General features: G+C 70.8%; 14 protein-coding genes. 10 read left to right on the top strand and 4 right to left on the bottom strand.

What is annotated here, in order from left to right:
- Positions 1-10 precede the first annotated feature (10 nt).
- From ACFWN2_RS24445 to ACFWN2_RS24435, 3 genes are read left to right on the top strand one after another with little or no spacing between them, the layout of a single operon-like run.
- On the top strand, positions 11-823 hold the full coding sequence (locus ACFWN2_RS24445) for a c-type cytochrome (protein WP_382430949.1): 813 nt from the start codon (positions 11-13) through the stop codon (positions 821-823).
- Positions 820-1950, top strand: coding sequence for a ubiquinol-cytochrome c reductase iron-sulfur subunit (locus ACFWN2_RS24440; RefSeq protein WP_382430947.1), 1131 nt, complete (start codon positions 820-822; stop codon positions 1948-1950). Before ACFWN2_RS24445 ends, ACFWN2_RS24440 begins: the two co-directional genes overlap by 4 nt.
- Positions 1947-3611, top strand: a complete 1665-nt coding sequence (locus ACFWN2_RS24435) for a cytochrome bc complex cytochrome b subunit (RefSeq protein ID WP_382430945.1) — start codon at positions 1947-1949, stop codon at positions 3609-3611. Before ACFWN2_RS24440 ends, ACFWN2_RS24435 begins: the two co-directional genes overlap by 4 nt.
- A gap of 65 nt (positions 3612-3676) precedes the next feature.
- Here the strand turns inward: ACFWN2_RS24435 and ACFWN2_RS24430 are convergent, their stop codons facing one another.
- Positions 3677-3964, bottom strand: a complete 288-nt coding sequence (locus tag ACFWN2_RS24430; RefSeq protein ID WP_030465012.1) for an Lrp/AsnC family transcriptional regulator — start codon at positions 3962-3964, stop codon at positions 3677-3679.
- 135 nt (positions 3965-4099) lie between these two features.
- On the opposite strand from ACFWN2_RS24430, the gene ACFWN2_RS24425 reads away from it, so the two are divergent.
- Positions 4100-4975 carry a hypothetical protein gene (locus tag ACFWN2_RS24425; protein ID WP_382430943.1) on the top strand — a complete coding sequence of 292 codons (876 nt, stop codon included), beginning with the start codon at positions 4100-4102 and terminating at the stop codon, positions 4973-4975.
- 4 nt (positions 4976-4979) lie between these two features.
- On the opposite strand, the gene ACFWN2_RS24420 is transcribed toward ACFWN2_RS24425, so the two are convergent.
- Entirely contained in the window at positions 4980-6680 is a 1701-nt protein-coding gene (locus ACFWN2_RS24420) for a DEDD exonuclease domain-containing protein (protein ID WP_382430941.1), read from the bottom strand.
- Between the two features lie 164 nt (positions 6681-6844).
- Here ACFWN2_RS24420 and ACFWN2_RS24415 point away from each other — a divergent pair, with 164 nt between their 5' ends.
- The 4 genes from ACFWN2_RS24415 (at position 6845) to ACFWN2_RS24400 (ending at position 11179) form a co-directional block, all read left to right on the top strand.
- Positions 6845-8218 carry an NYN domain-containing protein gene (locus ACFWN2_RS24415; protein ID WP_382430939.1) on the top strand — a complete coding sequence of 458 codons (1374 nt, stop codon included), beginning with the start codon at positions 6845-6847 and terminating at the stop codon, positions 8216-8218.
- 65 nt (positions 8219-8283) lie between these two features.
- On the top strand, positions 8284-9288 hold the full coding sequence (locus ACFWN2_RS24410) for an NlpC/P60 family protein (protein ID WP_382430937.1): 1005 nt from the start codon (positions 8284-8286) through the stop codon (positions 9286-9288).
- 10 nt (positions 9289-9298) lie between these two features.
- Entirely contained in the window at positions 9299-10066 is a 768-nt protein-coding gene (locus ACFWN2_RS24405) for a hypothetical protein (protein WP_382430935.1), read from the top strand.
- Positions 10067-10075: 9 nt separating this feature from the next.
- Positions 10076-11179: a glycosyltransferase family 4 protein gene (locus tag ACFWN2_RS24400; RefSeq protein WP_382430933.1), complete on the top strand. Its 1104-nt coding sequence runs from the start codon at positions 10076-10078 to the stop codon at positions 11177-11179.
- Between the two features lie 209 nt (positions 11180-11388).
- Here the strand turns inward: ACFWN2_RS24400 and ACFWN2_RS24395 are convergent, their stop codons facing one another.
- Both ACFWN2_RS24395 and ACFWN2_RS24390 read right to left on the bottom strand, forming a co-directional pair.
- A complete protein-coding gene (locus tag ACFWN2_RS24395) occupies positions 11389-14244 on the bottom strand; it encodes a BTAD domain-containing putative transcriptional regulator (protein WP_382430931.1) in 2856 nt (951 codons plus the stop codon).
- Positions 14245-14494: 250 nt separating this feature from the next.
- On the bottom strand, positions 14495-16291 hold the full coding sequence (locus ACFWN2_RS24390; RefSeq protein WP_382430929.1) for an AMP-dependent synthetase/ligase: 1797 nt from the start codon (positions 16289-16291) through the stop codon (positions 14495-14497).
- Between the two features lie 98 nt (positions 16292-16389).
- Here ACFWN2_RS24390 and ACFWN2_RS24385 point away from each other — a divergent pair, with 98 nt between their 5' ends.
- Both ACFWN2_RS24385 and ACFWN2_RS24380 read left to right on the top strand, forming a co-directional pair.
- Positions 16390-16770 carry a polyketide cyclase / dehydrase and lipid transport gene (locus ACFWN2_RS24385; RefSeq protein ID WP_382430927.1) on the top strand — a complete coding sequence of 127 codons (381 nt, stop codon included), beginning with the start codon at positions 16390-16392 and terminating at the stop codon, positions 16768-16770.
- A gap of 58 nt (positions 16771-16828) precedes the next feature.
- Positions 16829-17617 carry a metallophosphoesterase gene (locus ACFWN2_RS24380; protein WP_382430925.1) on the top strand — a complete coding sequence of 263 codons (789 nt, stop codon included), beginning with the start codon at positions 16829-16831 and terminating at the stop codon, positions 17615-17617.
- Positions 17618-17638: the final 21 nt, after the last annotated feature.

The raw sequence follows: 17638 nt of genomic DNA, 5'->3' as shown, positions 1-17638 counted from the left end.
GCCGCACACCATGACCACCACGACGAAACGCCCCCGCGGCGCCCGCACCAAGCTGCGCCGCCGGGTCGCCGGACTGCTCGCACTGGGCTTCGGCCTGCTGAGCGCCGGCATGCTGTTCGCCGCCTTCGCGCCCCAGGCGCAGACCGCCCAGGCGCAGCAGCAGGACGCCCTGGTCCGCCAGGGCGAGCAGATCTACCTGAACACCTGCCTGAGCTGCCACGGCGCGGCACTCGAAGGTGTGAAGGACCGCGGACCTAGCCTCGTCGGCGTCGGCGACGCCGCGGTGTACTTCCAGACTTCCTCCGGCCGCATGCCCATGGCGCGGCAGGAGGCGCAGGCCATCCGAAAGCCGGCGAAGCTCACCCCCGAGCAGATCAACGCGCTGATGGCCTACATCACCGTGAACGGCGGCGAGGGTCCGAAGAAGCCCTCCGAGTCCGGTGAGGCCCTGCGCGGCGACAACCCCGCCCGCGGTGGCGAGCTCTTCCGCCTCAACTGCGCCAGCTGCCACAACTTCACGGGTCGTGGTGGCGCGCTGTCCTCCGGCAAGTTCGCACCGGCACTCGACGGTGTGACCGAGGAGCAGATCTACACGGCGATGCTGAGCGGTCCGCAGAACATGCCGAAGTTCGGCGAGCGCCAGCTCACGCCGGAAGAGAAGAAAGACATCATCGCGTACGTCAAGTCGGTCACCGACGGGAACAACAACTCCGGCGGCAACGCCCTGGGTGGGTTCGGACCTGTCTCCGAGGGCTTGATCGCGTTCATCGTGGGCATCGCCGCGCTCATCGGCGTGACCCTCTGGATCGGAGCCAAGGCATGAGCGGCGACAAGCCGATCGAGCTGCCCAGCGAGGCAGAGCTCGCGGAGATGAGCCGGGACGACCTCGTCAAGCTCGGCACGAAGATGGACGGCGTCGAGCTCGTCCACTACGAGGAGAAGTTCCCGGTTCCCGGCACCCGCGCGGAGCGTCGTGCTCAGCGCTCGGTCGCCGCGTGGTTCATGGTCTCCGCGTTGTCGGGACTGGCGTTCCTCGGCGTGTTCCTGTTCTGGCCGTGGGAGTACGAGTCCCCGTCGAACGAGTCCGGGCACTTCCTGCACAACCTGTACAACCCGCTGATCGGCCTGTTCCTGGGCCTGTCGGTGGTGGGCCTGGGCGTCGGCGCCCTGCTCTACACCAAGAAGTTCCTGCCCGACGAGCTCGCGGTGCAGCAGCGCCACGACGGCCCGTCGTCCGCCGTGGACCGCGCCACCCTGGTCGCGGAGCTCGCCGACGCGGGTGAGCGCAGCGGCATCGGCCGCCGCAACCTGATCAAGCGCACCGCGGGCCTCGGCGCCGGCGTGCTGGGTCTCGGCGTCGCGGCGGTTCCGCTGGGCGCGATGATGAAGAACCCGCACTCGGACAGCGAGACCAAGAACTCGCTCTGGCACACCGGCTGGAAGCCGGAGAAGCCGGGCGAGAAGGTCTACCTGCGCCGTCACACCGGCAACTTCCACGAGGTCTCCCTCGTGCGTCCCGAGGACGTCGAGCCCGGCGGCTTCGAGACGGTCTTCCCGTTCCGCGAGTCCGAGCGCGACGACGAGCACGCCCTGGTCGCGGCCCTCAAGCGCGCCGACGCCCCGGTCATGCTCATCCGCATGCGCCCGAACCAGGCGATCACCAAGCGCGCGGGCCAGGAGGACTTCAACTACGGTGACCTGTACGCGTACTCGAAGATCTGCACGCACCTGGGTTGCCCGACGTCGCTGTTCGAGCAGCAGACCGGTCTGCTGCTCTGCCCCTGCCACCAGTCGCAGTTCGACGTCTTCGAATACGCCAAGCCGCGGTTCGGCCCGGCGACCCGTCCTCTTCCGCAGCTTCCGATCACTGTGGACGAAGAGGGATACTTGGTAGCCCGCAGTGACTTCATCGAGGCTGTGGGACCGGCGTTCTGGGAGCGGAAGTCATGAGTGCCATCACGACCCCGACGAAGCCGGCCAACGCGGCCGCGCGCGTCGCAGGAGCGGCGGCCAACGCTGCCGACGAGCGGTTCCACCCGGCCTCCGGGCTCCGCAAGCAGATCAACAAGGTCTTCCCGACGCACTGGTCGTTCCTGCTCGGTGAGATCGCGCTCTACAGCTTCATCGTGCTGCTGCTGTCGGGTACGTACCTCGCGCTGTTCTTCGACCCGTCGATGACCGAGGTCACCTACAACGGCGCGTTCGAGAACCTGCGCGGCATCGAGATGTCGCGGGCGTTCGCGTCCACGCTCGACATCTCGTTCGAGACCCGCGGCGGTCTGTTCGTCCGCCAGGTGCACCACTGGGCGGCACTGCTGTTCATGGGCGCGATCGTCGTCCACATGTTCCGGATCTTCTTCACCGGCGCGTTCCGCAAGCCGCGTGAGATCAACTGGGTCATCGGCATCGTGCTGTTCATGCTCGGCGCGATCGAGGGCTTCCTCGGCTACTCGCTGCCGGACGACCTGCTCTCGGGCACCGGCCTCCGCGTCATGGCGGCGCTGCTGATCTCGTTCCCGGTCATCGGCACGTGGCTGAACTGGCTGATGTTCGGCGGGGAGTTCCCCGGCACGGACATCATCCCGCTGCTCTACACCGCGCACATCCTGATCATCCCGGCGATCATCCTGGGTCTGATCGCGGCGCACCTCGCGCTGGTCTGGTACCAGAAGCACACGCAGTTCCCGGGCGTGGGCCGCAAGGAGACCAACGTCGTCGGCGTCCGCATCATGCCGGTGTTCGCGGCCAAGGGCGGTGGCTTCTTCGCCATCGTCGTCGGTGTCATCGCGATCATGGGTGGCGTCTTCCAGATCAACCCGATCTGGAACATCGGCCCGTACAACCCCGCGCAGGTCTCCGCCGGCTCGCAGCCCGACTGGTACATGGGCTGGACCGACGGCCTGGTCCGCATCTGGCCCGCGTGGGAGTTCTACCTGGGCAACTACACGATCCCTGCGCCGTTCCTGCCGTTCATCCTCGGTCTGCCGCTGCTGACCGGCATCGCGGCGGCGTACCCGTGGATCGAGCGCAAGATGACCAAGGACTACGCGCACCACAACCTGCTGCAGCGCCCGCGTGACGTTCCGGTCCGCACCGCGCTCGGCTGGATGGCGATCACGTACTTCATGGTCCTGCTGCTCATGGGCGCGAACGACATCTTCGCCTTCCAGTTCGACATCTCGTTGAACCTGACGACGTGGATGGGCCGCATCGGCATGCTGGTCCTGCCTCCGATCGCGTACTTCGTCGCGTACCGGATCTGCATCGGCCTGCAGCGCGGCGACCGAGAGGTGCTCGAGCACGGCGTCGAGACGGGCATCATCAAGCGCCTGCCGCACGGCGAGTTCATCGAGATCCACCAGCCGCTCGGCCCGGTGGACGACCACGGCCACCCGATCCCGCTCGCCTACCAGGGCGCGTCGGTGCCGAAGAAGATGAACAAGCTCGGCTCGGCCGGTCACCCGGTCGCCGGCAGCACGTTGTCGCCGGACCCGGTCGAGGAGACCGTGGCCCTGAAGAACGCGCGCAAGCACATCCACGCTTCTGAGGGCACCAGCTCCCAGGACGAGGCGAGCGAGCTCGCGGGCAGGCCTTCCGACCCGAAGGCCTGATCTTCGACAGACACGCGAAAGGCCCCCGTGGACTTCCACGGGGGCCTTTCGGTAGTTAGAGGCTCTTACTGGGCGTCGTCCAGGCCGATGGAGAACGCGGCCTCGTCGTCGCGCTTGGAGTAGCTGCGGAACGCGATGTGCGTGTCGGTGTTCAGCACGCCGGCGACCTTGCTGATCTTGCCGGGCACCAGGGCGGCGAGGTCCTCGTGCTTGCTGACGCGCACCAGCGCGATCAGGTCGACGTCACCGGCGCAGGAGTACACCTCGGTGACTCCGTCGATGTCGGCGATCTCCTGCGCGGCCTCGGGAATGCGTTCGGCGGCGGCCTGGATCAGCACGATGGCGGTGACCACGGCGTCCTCCTCGGTGTCTGGGCTCCGGTGTCTTAAGCACCCGTAGTCTGCCCTACCGCCTGATCACGGGCGTGAGGACGTATAACGACCGCGAACCGCGTACGGGAGCCTGCCCCGTCCGGCTACCGTGCGCGCATGACCACCCCGGCGAGGTACCACGACGGCGCCGTCCACGCTCCGGGCGGAGTCACCTTCCCGGTCGCCGCAGAGCCGGGGGAGGAGGCGGTCGCACCGGACCTCACGAGCGCGGTCTGCACGACGGACAACGAGCTGGTGTGCGTGGACAGGGCCGGCGCGGTGCGGTGGCGGCACGCTTTCGGCGAGTTCCGCGAGAAGACCTACAACGTCCGCGCTGGATGTGCTTTCTCGCTCGACGGGAAGGCCGTGTGGTTCTTCCGGCCGGACTCGATGGGGGAGTGGAACGACGGCGACGACACCTGGCACGTGCTGGACGCGGCCACGGGGTCGGTGCTCGCCAGCGCCGACCTGGGCACCTCCGGTCACGGCGGGGTGCAGCACGTCCACCCCAACGGCACCGACGTGCTGATCGACGTGGGCGAGGGGCAGGACGGGTCGTTCCTGTTCCGGGGGAGCTTCGACGGCATCGGGCTGGAGGTGGTCCCGTACCCGTGGGACGACCGAGTGCTGGTGGCGTTCTCGCCCGGCGGCCACCACTTCATGACCGTCCACCAGGAACAGGACGACGTCGCGTTCCACGCCTACCCGGACGGTGAGGTCGTCCTCCGGGTGCCCGTGACGGACCTCGGCTACGACGGGGACGTCTACCTGGAGTGGGCGGGCGGCTACCTCGACGCCGGCACCGCCTTCGTGGTCGTCGGCGGTTCGGACGGCGACGAGCCGTGGTCGCGCCACCACCTCCTCGACGTGCGGACCGGTGCCCGGCTGGGCACCTTCGACGCGCACACCGACAACCCGTACGGCGTGATCGCGGCCCGTGACGGCGCGTGGCTGACGTTCGACGACGGCGTGTTCCGCCGGCACGTCCGCTGAAAGGTCAGTTCCAGTGGTCGTGCACGGGACGGGCGCTCGCGGCCTGTTCCGCCCACGGGAGCCAGGCCGCCGCGGCACCGGCGGGTGACGACCACGGCTCGTCCGCGTAGACGAGGCGGGTGCCCGGCTGGTCGAGCCAGCGCAGGACGACGCCCGCCTCCTCCGGGGGCGCGCCTCGCAACGGGCCGGGTGTCGGCACGACCGTCTCGGCCGAGGCGACGAGGGCGTCGACCACCGGCATCGGGCGGGTGCCCCTGCGGGCGACCCCTGCCGAGGCGAGGCGGCCGTAGCGCACGACCGAGAACTCCCAGCCGCCTTCGCGGTCGGGTCTCGCGGCCACCAGCTGGGGGAGTGCGGCGAGCGCTGCCAGGCGTTGGGCCCGGTCCAGGGACCTGACCAGGCCTGCCAGACGGTCGCGGCGGCGGGCGGCCTCCTCGAACCGCTCGGCCGACGCCAGGCCGCCGAGCTGGGTGATGAGCGTGCGCAGCGGGTCGGCGCTGCGGCCGACGACCAGGTCGCGCACCGCCACGACGGCGGGGGAGTACTCGTCGACCGACTGCTTGCCGGCGCAGGGGGCGCGGCAGCGGTCGAGTTCGGCCAGCGCGCACGGGGAGGCGCGCTGGTTCGTCGCCGGGATCTTGATGGTGCAGGAGCGCAGGGGCACGGCGTCCAGCAGGGCGTCGGCGACCGACTCGGCCGCCTTGCGGGTACGGAACGGGCCCAGCGCGCCGTCACGCGGGACCTTGACCAGCGAGATCCGGGGGAACGGCTCGTCGGTCAGGGTCAGCCACCAGGCGTGGTGGGGGTTCTTGGAACGCCGGTTGTAGGCGGGGCGGTGGGCGCGTAAGAGCCGCAGCTCGCGCACCTCCGCCTCCAGCGGGTGGGCGCATTCCACCGCGTCGACGCGGACGGCGAGAGCGACCATCTCGCGGAGTCTGCGGCGGCCCTCGCTGGCCGTGAAGTACTGGCGGACCCGGCGGCGCAGGTCGGACGCCGTGCCGACGTAGAGCACCTCCTCCTTCGGGCCGCGGAAGAGGTACACGCCCGGTGTGCTGGGCAGGTGGGCGGCCAGGGAGCGCTTGCGGCGTTGTTCCGGTGTCACCTCCGGCAGGTACGCGAGCAGCTCCTCCAGCGAGTGCACGCCCACGTTGCCGACGCGCTCCAGCAGCGCGTGCAGCACCTCGACCGTCGTGCGGGCGTCGGCCAGGGCGCGGTGCGTCGGCTTGGTCTCCGTGCCGAAGAGGTCCGAGAGCGCCGACAGACGGCACGACGGCGCCTCGTCGCGGCTCAGCACCCGCCGCGCGAGCTTCACCGTGCACACCACCGACGGCTTCGGCCAGCGGTAGCCGTGGCGTTCGCAGGCGGCCTTCATGAAGCCGACGTCGAAGCCCGAGTTGTGCGCCACCAGCACGGACCCGGCCGCGAACTCGAGGAACGCTGGCAGCACCGTCTTCATCGTCGGCGCCCCCGTGACCATCAGCTGCGTGATGCCGGTCAGCTGGGCCACCATCGGCGGGATCCCGCGCTCCGGGTCGACGAGCGTGGCGAACTCACCGAGGACCTGGCCGCCGCGCACCTTCACCGCGCCGATCTCGGTGACGGCGTCCTCCTCGTTGCTGCCGCCCGTGGTCTCCAGGTCGAAGACGACGAACGTCGTGTCGCGCAGGGGCGTCCCGAGCTCGTCGAAGGACAGTTGTCCGGTCACGCGGCTGACGTTAGCGACGGGGTCTGACAATTTTCGGTGATGACCACCGCGGCGGCTCTGACCTGCGGTTGCTCCATTGGAGTGGTGTTCAGGTGATCTTTTCCAGATCGTTGTTGCCGGGGCGGACACGTCCGTGCGCCGCCCGCCCACGAGGGCTCTAGCCTGTGGGGGTGTCCGAACCGGTGCCCGAGCCTGAGATCGACCAGCCTGCCGAAGAGGCAGGTGAGTCCGCAGAGGAATCCGCAAGCGAATCCACTGTGGACTGGTCGGCCCTGCCGGAACCGTTGCGGATGAGGCTCGCGGAGCTCGGTGCGGACGCGCTGGGGGAGATGGCGAAGGTCGACGTGCCGCAGCACCTGCGGCCGGTGGCGAAGTTCGCCCCGACCAAACGCGCCCGGCTGGGCGGTTCGCAGGTCGTGGTGGGGCTGCGGGACTCTGCGAACTTCCGCACCGCCGTGGTCGAGTGGTTGCGCAAGAACAGGCCGTCCACCCTTGAGGTGACCTCGCCGGACCCGGTGACGGCGGCCGCCGCGGCGGTGCTGACCGGTGACGACGTCGCGCCGCACTACGTGGAACTGGTGTCGCGGCGGGTCGGCGACGCGACGCTGCGGGCCGAACGGGACGCGGCCGTCGTGCGCGCCGAACGGCTCGAAGGCGAGCTGGAACGGCTGCGCGCCGAACGGTCCCAGCTCGACGGTGCCACCGAACGCGTCCGCGCGGACGCCGAGGTCGAGCTCGAACGCCTGCGCAAGCGGTTGCGCGAACAGGGCGTGAAGCTGCGCGAGGCCAAGGACGCCGCCGCGGCCGCGGGCGCCGAGGTCGACAAGATCGAGGAACGCACCGCGGACGAGGTCAAGCGCCTGTCCGCCGAGCGCGACCGGGAACGCGAACGCGCCGAGACCGAGCGCGGCAAGGCGCAGCGGGCGATCGCCGACGCCGAGGTGGCGCGGCAGTCCGCGCGCGAGGCCCGGCAGGCCGACGAGGTGCGCCTGGCGTTGCTCGTGGACACCCTCGACGGCGCCGTGACGGGACTGCGCCGCGAGCTGGCCCTGGGCGGCAGCGGGCCGCGTCCGGCCGACCTCGTGCGGGGCGCCAGCGCGTCGCAGGGGGCCGTGGGCCGCGTGGAGGACCCGGCGGCGCTGGACCGCCTGCTGGCGTTGCCCGCGGTGCACCTGGTGGTGGACGGCTACAACGTCACGAAGACCGGCTATCCGGAGCTGTCGCTGTCGGACCAGCGCGATCGGCTCGTGCACCAGCTCGCGGTGCTGGCCGCGCGCACGGGTGCCGAGGTGACGTTGGTGTTCGACGGCGCCGGTGTGGTGGCCGTGCCCGCGGCCGCCCCTCGTGGTGTGCGCGTGCTCTTCAGCGACCCCGGTGTTCTGGCGGATGACGTGATCCGTGCGCTGGTCACCGCGGAGCCCGAGGGCAGGCCCGTGGTGGTGGTGACGTCCGATCGCGCGGTCGCCGACTCGGTGCGCCGCCGTGGCGCGCACCCGGTGCCGTCGGCCGTGTTGCTGGCCCGTCTCGGGCGCGTTTGATCACCCGGTAGCCTGACGCCGTCGATCTTGACGGTCTGGTTCTGGCGAAGGGGATCGGCGACCTCATGTCGCGCAACTTCACCCGTGGTTTTCTGGTTCTCCTGCTGTTGTTGTCGGCTGCTCCGGCTGTCTCCTTAGCGGCCCAACCGGCTGATCCGGCGCGCGCGTACGCGGATCTGACAGCGCAGGCGACGAAGCTCAACGAGGAGGTCCTGCGCGCGCAGGAGGACCTCGACCAGCGCAGGGCCGAACTCGGCCGTGCGAACGCGACAGTGGCGGCGGCGCAACAGGTCGAACGGCAGGCCAAGCGCGACAAGGACGACTTCCAGGGGCAGGTCGACCTCATCGCCCAGGCGTCGTTCGAGGGCGCCCGGTTCAACCAGCTGTCGGCGCTGCTCGTGGCGGACTCGCAGCAGGACTTCCTCAACCGCCTCGAAATGATGCGGGTGCTGGCCTCCGACAAGGCGGAGTCGCTCGCGCGGCTGTCCGGCGCTGTGGAGAAGGCCCGCCAGGCGCACCAGGTGGCCGAGAACGCCCGTGCCCGTGCCGCGGAGACCACCGCGGCGGCCGAGAAGCTGAAGAGCGACCTGGACGGCCGCAACCAGGCGTTGCAGGCGCAGATCACCGAGGTCAGGACGGCGCTGACGCGGCTGCCCGCCCCCGTCGTGAACCAGTTGCGGGATCCGGGGGACCGCTCGCCGATCAGCGCGCCGGCCGGGGTGGCGGGGACCGCGCTGACCTTCGCGCTGGCGCAGCGCGGCGACGAGTACCGGTACGGCGGCACGGGCTTCGACCAGTGGGACTGCGCCGGGCTGACCATGAAGGCGTACGCGGCGGCCGGGATCGCGATCCCGCGCACGTCCGGCGGACAGGCCGGAGTCGGCCGCGCTGTCCCGCGCGACGACGTCCGCGCGGGCGATCTGATCGTCTACTACTCGAGCCGGTCGCACGTCGCCATGGCCGTCGACAACGCGCGGGCCGTGCACGCCTCGACGGAGGGGCAGCCGGTGAAGATCGCGCCCATCGACGCCATCGGGGCCATCGCGGTGATCCGGCGCATCGAGGGCTAGCGTTGCGCCGGTGAGGCACCTCCGGACGTTGCTGGCGATCACCGTCGCCATGACGTTCCTGCTGGGCGTCAGCGTCGCGCTGCGGCCGGTCGAGGTGCCGCCGACCGCGGCCGTCCAGTGCGACGAGTCGGTGCTGACGACGTCGTCGGGCAAGGTGACCAGCAGTTCCTGCGACGGTGAGCTGGCGTCGCGGGTGTCGGGCTTGCTCGACTCGTCCGTCGGCGACGTCGCCGATATATTGGATATCAGCTGGGTGCGGCGCGTCGACGTCGTCGTCCCCGCGTCGGACACCGAGCTCGTGTCGCTCGTGGGACCCGCGTTCGCGGACATGGCCGGCGTCGCCATCAGGGACGGCTCCGGGCAGCGCGTCGTCATCAACCGCGTGCGTGCCGCGGCGTTGTCCGACCTGGAGCTGGGCGTGCTGCTGCGGCACGAGATCACGCACGTCGCGACGCGCGACCAGACGTCGGACGCGGCCCCGCTGTGGCTGGTGGAGGGGTTCGCCGACTGGGTGGCGTTCCACGGCACGGGGCTGTCGCTGCGGCAGGCCGCGCCGTTGCTCACGCCGGACGTGTCGGCGTTGCCGTCCGACTTCGGCGGCGCGGGCCGCGACCTGGCGTACCAGCAGGCGTACTCGATCATGGTCTACCTGGAGTCGCGGCTCGGGGAACGCGGTGTCGTGGACTTCTTCCTGCGGAACGCGTCGTCGTCCGCGGTGGGTCCGGGCGCCGTCGACGTGGCGGGCTGGCGCGAGTTCCTGAGAACGAGCATCGGATAGCGTTGGTTCGTGCGCCGAACCTTGCTGGTGACCAACGACTTCCCGCCCCGCCCCGGTGGCATCCAGTCCTACCTGCACTCCTTGGCGACACGGCTGCCCCAGGACTCGCTCGTCGTCTACGCGCCGAAGTGGAAGGGCTCGGACGAGTTCGACGCCGAGCAGCCGTTCCCGGTGGTGCGGCACCCCACGTCGCTGATGCTGCCGACGCCGGACGTGCTGTCCCGCGCCCGCGACATCGCCCGCGCCGAGTCGTGCGAGGCCGCGTGGTTCGGCGCGGCGGCACCGCTCGCGTTGCTGGCGCCGTCGCTCGGACTGAGCCGCGCGGTGGCGAGCACGCACGGGCACGAGGTCGGCTGGTCGATGTTGCCGGTCGCACGGCAGGCTTTGCGGGCGATCGGGTCCGGTGTGGACGTCGTGACCTACGTCAGCCGCTACACCCGCTCGCGGTTCTCGGCGGCCTTCGGCCCCATGGCGGCACTTGAACACCTCCCGTCCGGTGTGGACACGGAGCAGTACCGACCGGACCCGGCCGCCCGCGCCGAGATGCGCCGCCGCTACGGGCTGGGCGACCGGCCGGTGATCGTGTGCGTGTCCCGGCTCGTGCCGCGCAAGGGCCAGGACGTCCTGATCCGCGCCCTGCCGCTGATCCAGCGGTCGGTGCCGGACGCGGCCCTGCTGATCGTCGGCGGAGGGCCGTACCGGGGAACTCTGGAGAAGCTGGCCGCGGGCTCGCGCGACATCGTGCTGACCGGTTCCGTGCCGTGGGAGGAACTGCCCGCGCACTACAACGCCGGCGACGTCTTCGCGATGCCGTGCCGTACGCGCGGCCGCGGCCTCGACGTCGAAGGGCTCGGCATCGTCTACCTGGAGGCGTCGGCGACCGGTCTGCCCGTCGTGGCGGGACGGTCCGGCGGCGCTCCCGAGACCGTGCGGGACGGCATCACCGGCAACGTCGTCGACGGCCGCGACGTCGAGAACGTCGCCGAGCGCGTCGCGTCACTGCTCGCCGATCCCGAGACGGCCGCGAAGATGGGGCGCGTCGGGCGGGAGTGGGTCAGCGACCACTGGCGCTGGGACCAGCTCGCGCACCGCCTCGAAGGCCTCATCGGCTGACCGATATCCGATATATCGGAGGGCGGGAGACCGTTCCGACGGCAACGACGGCGACGACGGCGACGACGGCGACGACAACGACGGCGAAAATGACGGCGACGGCGACGGCGACGGCGACGACGACGTCGTCGTTGCGACGCGCCTGACGACTTCGTCGGCGACGGGTCCGCGCGGCAGCGATATATCAGTGGTCCGCAGGAAGGCGGGCGTCAGGCGAGTTCGCGGGCCCGGTTCTCCAGGGCGCGCAGGCCCAGCTCGGCGCCGCGACGCGCGGCCTGGTCGGCGGCCGACCGGGCGTCGGCGTCGCGGTCCAGGTCGCGCAGCACCACGGCCAGGTCGATCAGCGCGCGGACCTCACCCGAGGCGTAGCCGATCCGCCTGGCCGTCACCAGCGCCTGCTCGAACAGCCCGGCGGCGGAGTCGAGGTCGGACAGGGCGCGGCGGGTCTCGCCGAGCGTGAGGCGGACCGACGTCGCCACCTGCTGGTCGCCGCCGTCCGCCACCAGCGACAGGGCGCGCGACGCCAGGGACAGGGCCTCCGCGGTGTTGCCGGAGGCGAGTTCCAGTGCGGCGAGGTTCTCCAGCGCCTCGGCCTCGCCGGCGGGGACGTTGCCGATCTCCAGGGCTCGTTCGAGGTGGGCGCGGGACTCGTCCAGGCGTCCCTGCAGGCGCAGCGCCATGCCGAGGTACGTGTGGCTGTCTGCGTTCGGCGCCAGGGCCAGGGCCTGCGAGAAGTGTTCGACGGCGCCGTCGAGCTCGCCCAGTTCCACGGCGAGCTGGCCCAGGTTGTAGAGGCCGGTGCTGACGCTGTCCGCGGCGGACGGGGCCAGCATCTCCAGGCAGCGGAGCAGGGTGTCCCGCGCGGCGACCAGGTCGCCGGAGCGGCGGTGCACCAGGCTCAGGTTGTTCAGCACGCCCGCCTCGGCGTCCTTGTCGCCCAGCGCCCGGTACAGCTCGACGGCGTAGTCGTGGTGCTCGACGGAGCGCACGTACTCGCCCAGCCGCAGGTAGAGGGTGCCGAGGTTCGCATGCATCGCGGCCTCGGCCGGGCGGTGCGCGGACGCCTGCGCCGCCTGCAGGGCCTGATGGGCCGTCGCGAGCCATTCGCCCACGTGCTGGCCGATCCAGAGGTAGCCGCGCAGCGCGTCGGCCAGCTGCCAGGCCATCGCGGACGGGCCGTGCTCGGCCGCGTGCCGGATGGCGGCGATGAGGTTCGGGCGTTCCGCGTCGAGCCACGCCAGGGCCTCGGCCGCGTTCGAGATCCGCGGCGCCGGGCCCGTGGACGACGACGGGAGCCGCACGATGCCGGGGTAGAGCAGTTCGGCGCAGCGTTCGACGCCGCGCAGGTAGTGGTTGAGCAGGGCGGTCCACGCCACCTGCTGCTCGGACGGGCTGTCCGACTCCTCGCGCAACGCGGCGGCGTAGCGGACCAGCTCGTCGTGGAACCGGTAGCGGCCGGGCACCGGGGACACCACCAGCCGCGCGATCGCCAGCACCGTCAGCAGCGCCTCGGCGTCGACGTCGGCCAGTGCGGACGCAGCCTCGGCGGTGAAGTCCGGGCCCGGCACCACCGAGAGCAGCCGGAACAGCCGCTGCGGCGCGGGAGGCAGCGCGGCGTAGGCGAGCTCTATCGGCGAGCCCGAGATCGTCACGTCGTCGCGTCCAGCCAGGTACGCGGCCGCGACCCGCAACGCCAGCGGCAGGTGCCCGCACCGCGCCGCCAGCTCCGCGTGGTCACCCGGTCCGAGCAGCCCCGACAGCAACGACGCCGACTCCGCCGCCGAGAACACGTCCACCGGCACGGTCCGCGCGCCGTTCAGCGCGATCAGCCCGCGCAGGTCGTCCCGCGACGTCACGATCACCCGGCACGACGCCGTCCCCGGCAGCAGCGGCCGCACCTGGTCGGGCGCGGAGGCGTTGTCGAGCACCAGCAGCATCCGCCGGCCCGACAGCAGCGACCGCAGCATCGTGCTCTGCTCGTCGGCGTCCGGCGGGATCTCCTCCGGCGGCACGCCCAGCGTCCGCAGGAACCGCGACAGCACGTCCACGCCGTCCGCGGGCGCGCCCAGGGCGTAGCCGCGCAGGTCGACGTAGAGCTGACCGTCCGGGAACCGGTCGCGCAGCAGGTGCGCCACGTGCACCGCCAGCGTCGTCTTGCCCACCCCCGGCTGCCCCGCCAGCGTCACGATCGGCACCGAGCCCGTGACCAGCCCGGAGATCCGTTCCACGTGCGCGGAACGACCGGTGAAGTCCGCGATGTCGTCCGGCAGCCGCATCGGTGACGCCGGCTCCCGCGCGACCACGGCCGCCACTACTGGCGCCGCGAGCTCCGGCGCCCCCACCAGGATCGACTGGTGCAACGCCCGCAGCTCGGCGGACGGGTCGATGCCCAGCTGCTCGTCCAGGGTCCGGTCGAGCTGCCGGAACGCCTCCAGCGCCTCCGCCTGCCTGCTGCTGCGGTACAGCGCGAGCATCAGCTGCGCCCAGAACCGCTCCCGCAACGGGTGGTCCCGCGTCAGCCCGAACAGCTCCGGCACCAGGTCGGCGTGGTTGCCCAGCGCGAGCTCCACGTCGATCCGCTGCTCGTGGACCGTCATCAGCAGCTCGGTCAGCCGGGGCGCGTGCTCGGAGTACAGCGTCTCGGACGGCACGTCCGACAGCACCGGCCCGCGCCACAGCTCCAACGCCTCGGCGAACGCCTTCCGCGCCGTCACCAGGTCCGTGGACGCACGGCCGCGAGCCGCCGCGTCAGCGAACCGGTGCGCGTCCACCGCCAGCGGGTCCACGCGCATCCGGTAGCCGTCGGCCGCGGTCTGGATCAGCGAGGGATCACCGAGGGCCGCCCGCAGCCGCATGACGTACGTCTGCAACGTGCCCCGCGTGCGTGCGGGAGGCGCGTCACCCCACACGTGCTCGACGAGTTCCGTCACGGGCACGACGCGGTTCGGCCGCAGCAGCAGCGCTGCCAGCAACGCTCTGTGCTTGCCCGCTCGCAGTACGACAGCGGAGCCGCCCAGGCGCACCTCCATCGGGCCGAGCAGCCGGAACTGCGGACCCGAAGCCATCGCCTTCCCCTCGCGCGAGCCGAATTCTCCCCGTTCGCCTCACAGCCTATTAGCGCGCTGTCGCCGAGTGACATCGGCGCGTCAGCGATACGTCAGCGCCATCAGGCAATGTTCTTCACGTCCCGGTCGGGGGGCCGGGGCAACAAACTTCTCGGGTTCCGCGGAGGTCTCCGCGGATCACGATCGCTGGGGGTCGAAAGGCCCAGGAGCTTCGCAGAGCTCCTGGGCCTTTCGCGCTTTCCACCAGCTGTTACTTCGCGTAGATCGCGTCGATGTCCGCCGAGTAGGTCGTCGCCACGACGGAACGCTTCAGCTTCAGCGACGGCGTCATCTCGCCGCCCGCCTCGGTGAAGTCGACCGGGAGAACCCGGAACTTGCGGATCGCCTCGGCCTTCGACACCGACTTGTTCGCCTCGTCCACGACGGTCTGGATCTCGGCGAGCAGGTCCGCGTCCTCGATCAGGTCGGGGACCTCGGCGGACGCCGGCTTGCCGTGCGACTCCTTCCACGACGGGAAGAACTCCGGGTCGATCGTGATCAGTGCGCCGATGAACGGCTGCTTGTCGCCGACGACCATGCACTGCGAGATCAGCGGGTGCGCCCGGATGCGGTCCTCGAGCTGCGCGGGGGAGACGTTCTTGCCACCGGCGGTGACGATGATCTCCTTCTTGCGGCCCGTGATCTTCAGGTAGCCGTCGCCGTCCAGCTCACCGATGTCACCGGTGTGGAACCAGCCGTCCTCCAAGGCCTCCTTGGTGGCGGCCTCGTTGTTCCAGTAGCCGGTGAAGACGATGTCGCCCTTGATGAGGATCTCGCCGTCGTCGGCGATCTTCACCGACGTGCCGGGCACCGGCAGGCCGACCGTGCCGACCTTCTCCTGGCCGCGGAACGTCACGCACGCCGCCGCCGACGTCTCGGTCAGGCCGTAGCCCTCGTAGACCGGGACGCCCGCGCCGCGGAAGAAGTGCGACAGCCGGTCGCCCAGCGGCGCGCCGCCGGAGACCGCCGCCATCGCCCGGCCACCGAGGGCCGCCCGCAGCTTCGAGAACACGAGCTTGTCGAACACCGCGTGCTTGAGCCGCAGCCCGATGCCGGGACCGCCGTTGTCCAGCGCCTGGCTGTACGCGACGGACGTGGCCTCGGCGGCGTCGAAGATCTTGCCCTTGCCGCCGGCGTGCGCCTTCTGCTTCGCGCCGTTGTAGACCTTCTCGAACACGCGCGGCACCGCGACGACGAACGTCGGGCGGAACTGGCCGAGGTCCTCGACGAGGTTCTTCACGTCGGCGGTGTGGCCCAGCGTCACCCGCGAGTACACGCAGGCGAGGTACAGGGCGCGCGCCAGGATGTGGGCGAGCGGCAGGAACAGCAGCAGCGAGTTGCCGGCCGTGAGGATCTCCGGGAACCGCGACAGCGCCGACCGCACCTCGGACAGCAGGTTGCGGTGCGTCAGCGTGCAGCCCTTGGGACGGCCGGTGGTGCCGGACGTGTAGACCAGCGTCGCGGTGTGGTCCGCCTGGACCTGTCCGCGGCGCTCGTGCACCTGCTCGTCGGTGATCTCGGCGCCGAGCGCGGTCAGCTCGTCGACCGCGGCGGCCGAGCCGTCGATCTGCCACACGTGGCGCAGCTCGGGCAGCGTGCCGACGACGTCGTCGACCATCGCGCGGTGCGACGACGCCTCGACGAACACCGCCTTCGCGCCGGAGTCGGACAGGATCCACTCGATCTGGTCCGCCGACGACGTCTCGTAGATCGGCACCACGACGCCGCCCGCCGCCCAGATGGCGAAGTCGAGCAACGACCACTCGTAGCGCGTCTTGGACACCAGGCCGACCCGGTCGCCGAGCTCCAGACCTGCAGCTACCAGGCCCTTCGCGACGGCCATCACCTGCGCGGCGAAATCACGCGCGGTGATGTCGACCCAGGTGCCGTCGACCTGCCTGCGGAAGCTGACGGCGTTGCCGAAGCGCTCCGCGTTGGCCCACACCATGTCGGTGAGGTTCTCCTCGGGAGCCACAGCGGCGGTGGCGGGGACGCTGAACTCGCGCACGTCAACCTCCGTACGGTGATTTGTTACTGGTGGGGAAACTTAGCGTGTGATTCCGGCGATACAAAGGTCGGTACGCCCTTCCGTTACCTTTTGTCCTCATGGCCAGCGTGGACGTCGTCGACGAGACCTTCCTCGCGGTACCACCCAGCGTGGTCGCCGCAGCCTTCGCCGCACCCTCGTCGTGGCGGGAGTTCTGGCCCGATCTGGAACTGGACGTCTACGCGAACCGCGGTGACGAGGGCCTGCGCTGGACCGTCGGCGGCGCGCTCGTCGGGACGATGGAGGTCTGGCTCCAGCCCGTCCTCGACGGCACCGTGCTGCACTACTTCCTCCGCGCCGATCCGCCCTCCGGGTCTCTCTCACCGCGCAACGCCCGCCGTGAGGTGCAACGACGCCAGCTCGACGCGAAGTCGGTCTCGCTGGGGCTCAAGCTGAGCCTGGAGGACGGTCGCCCGGCCGGCTGCCCGCCGGCAGGGTGATCTTGCTCGACTTCCGTCTCGCGGAACACCTCCATGCGGCGTCAACTAAGTTGGAACCGTGCGGGTTCACGTGGTTTCGGATGTCCACGGCAACGCGGAGGCGCTGGCGCGCGCCGGTGACGGGGCCGACGCCCTCGTGGTGCTCGGCGACCTGATCGACTTCGTCGACTACCACGACCACTCCAAGGGGATCCTCGGCCGCGTCTTCGGACCGGAGAAGGTCGGGATCTTCGCCGAACTGCGGCGTGGCACCAAGCGCGCGGACACCGCGAGCTACATCCGGTCGCTGTGGGACGGTCTCGCCGACGCGCGGTCCGTCGTCGAAGAAGCCGTGCTGGAGCAGTACCACGCGTTGTTCAGCGCCATGTCCGCGCCGACGTACGCGACACCGGGCAATGTGGACAGTCCGCAGCTGTGGCCGCGGTTCGCGGGTGACGGCGTGCACGTCCTCGACGGCGAGGCGGCGGAGATCGGCGGGCTGAGGTTCGGCTTCGCGGGCGGCGGCCTGGCGGTGCCGGGAGTGGTCCGGAACCCGAACGCGCCGTGGTTCCCGTACGTGCGCACGGAGGCGGACATGGCGGCCGCGCTGGACCGGATGGGGCAGGTCGACGTGCTGTGCACGCACATCCCGCCGTTGATCCCGGACCTGACCTACGACGTCGTCGCGCGCCGTCCCGAGTGGGGATCGCGGGCCGCCCTGGAGAAGATCCACCGCGAACGTCCGCGCTGGTCGGTGTTCGGGCACGTGCACCAGCCGTTGGCCAGGCGCGTGCGCGTCGGCCACACCGAGTGCATCAACGTCGGACACTTCCAGCGCAGCGGCAAGCCTCACGTCCTGAACTGGTAGCCACGCGAGTAACCTCCACGT

Source organism: Lentzea sp. NPDC058436 (assembly GCF_042721515.1).
Taxonomy (GTDB): Bacteria; Actinomycetota; Actinomycetes; order Mycobacteriales; family Pseudonocardiaceae; genus Lentzea.
Note: the sequence above shows the minus strand (reverse complement) of the source record. Positions and strands in the feature narration are given on the sequence as shown.

Bases quoted from the DNA above. Each gene is read 5' to 3' on its own strand.
- ACFWN2_RS24445 (WP_382430949.1), top strand. From the start codon at position 11: ATGACCACCACGACGAAACGCCCCCGCGGCGCCCGCACCAAGCTGCGC.
- ACFWN2_RS24440 (WP_382430947.1), top strand. From the start codon at position 820: ATGAGCGGCGACAAGCCGATCGAGCTGCCCAGCGAGGCAGAGCTCGCG.
- ACFWN2_RS24435 (WP_382430945.1), top strand. From the start codon at position 1,947: ATGAGTGCCATCACGACCCCGACGAAGCCGGCCAACGCGGCCGCGCGC.
- ACFWN2_RS24425 (WP_382430943.1), top strand. From the start codon at position 4,100: ATGACCACCCCGGCGAGGTACCACGACGGCGCCGTCCACGCTCCGGGC.
- ACFWN2_RS24410 (WP_382430937.1), top strand. From the start codon at position 8,284: ATGTCGCGCAACTTCACCCGTGGTTTTCTGGTTCTCCTGCTGTTGTTG.
- ACFWN2_RS24395 (WP_382430931.1), bottom strand. From the start codon at position 14,244: ATGGCTTCGGGTCCGCAGTTCCGGCTGCTCGGCCCGATGGAGGTGCGC.
- ACFWN2_RS24385 (WP_382430927.1), top strand. From the start codon at position 16,390: ATGGCCAGCGTGGACGTCGTCGACGAGACCTTCCTCGCGGTACCACCC.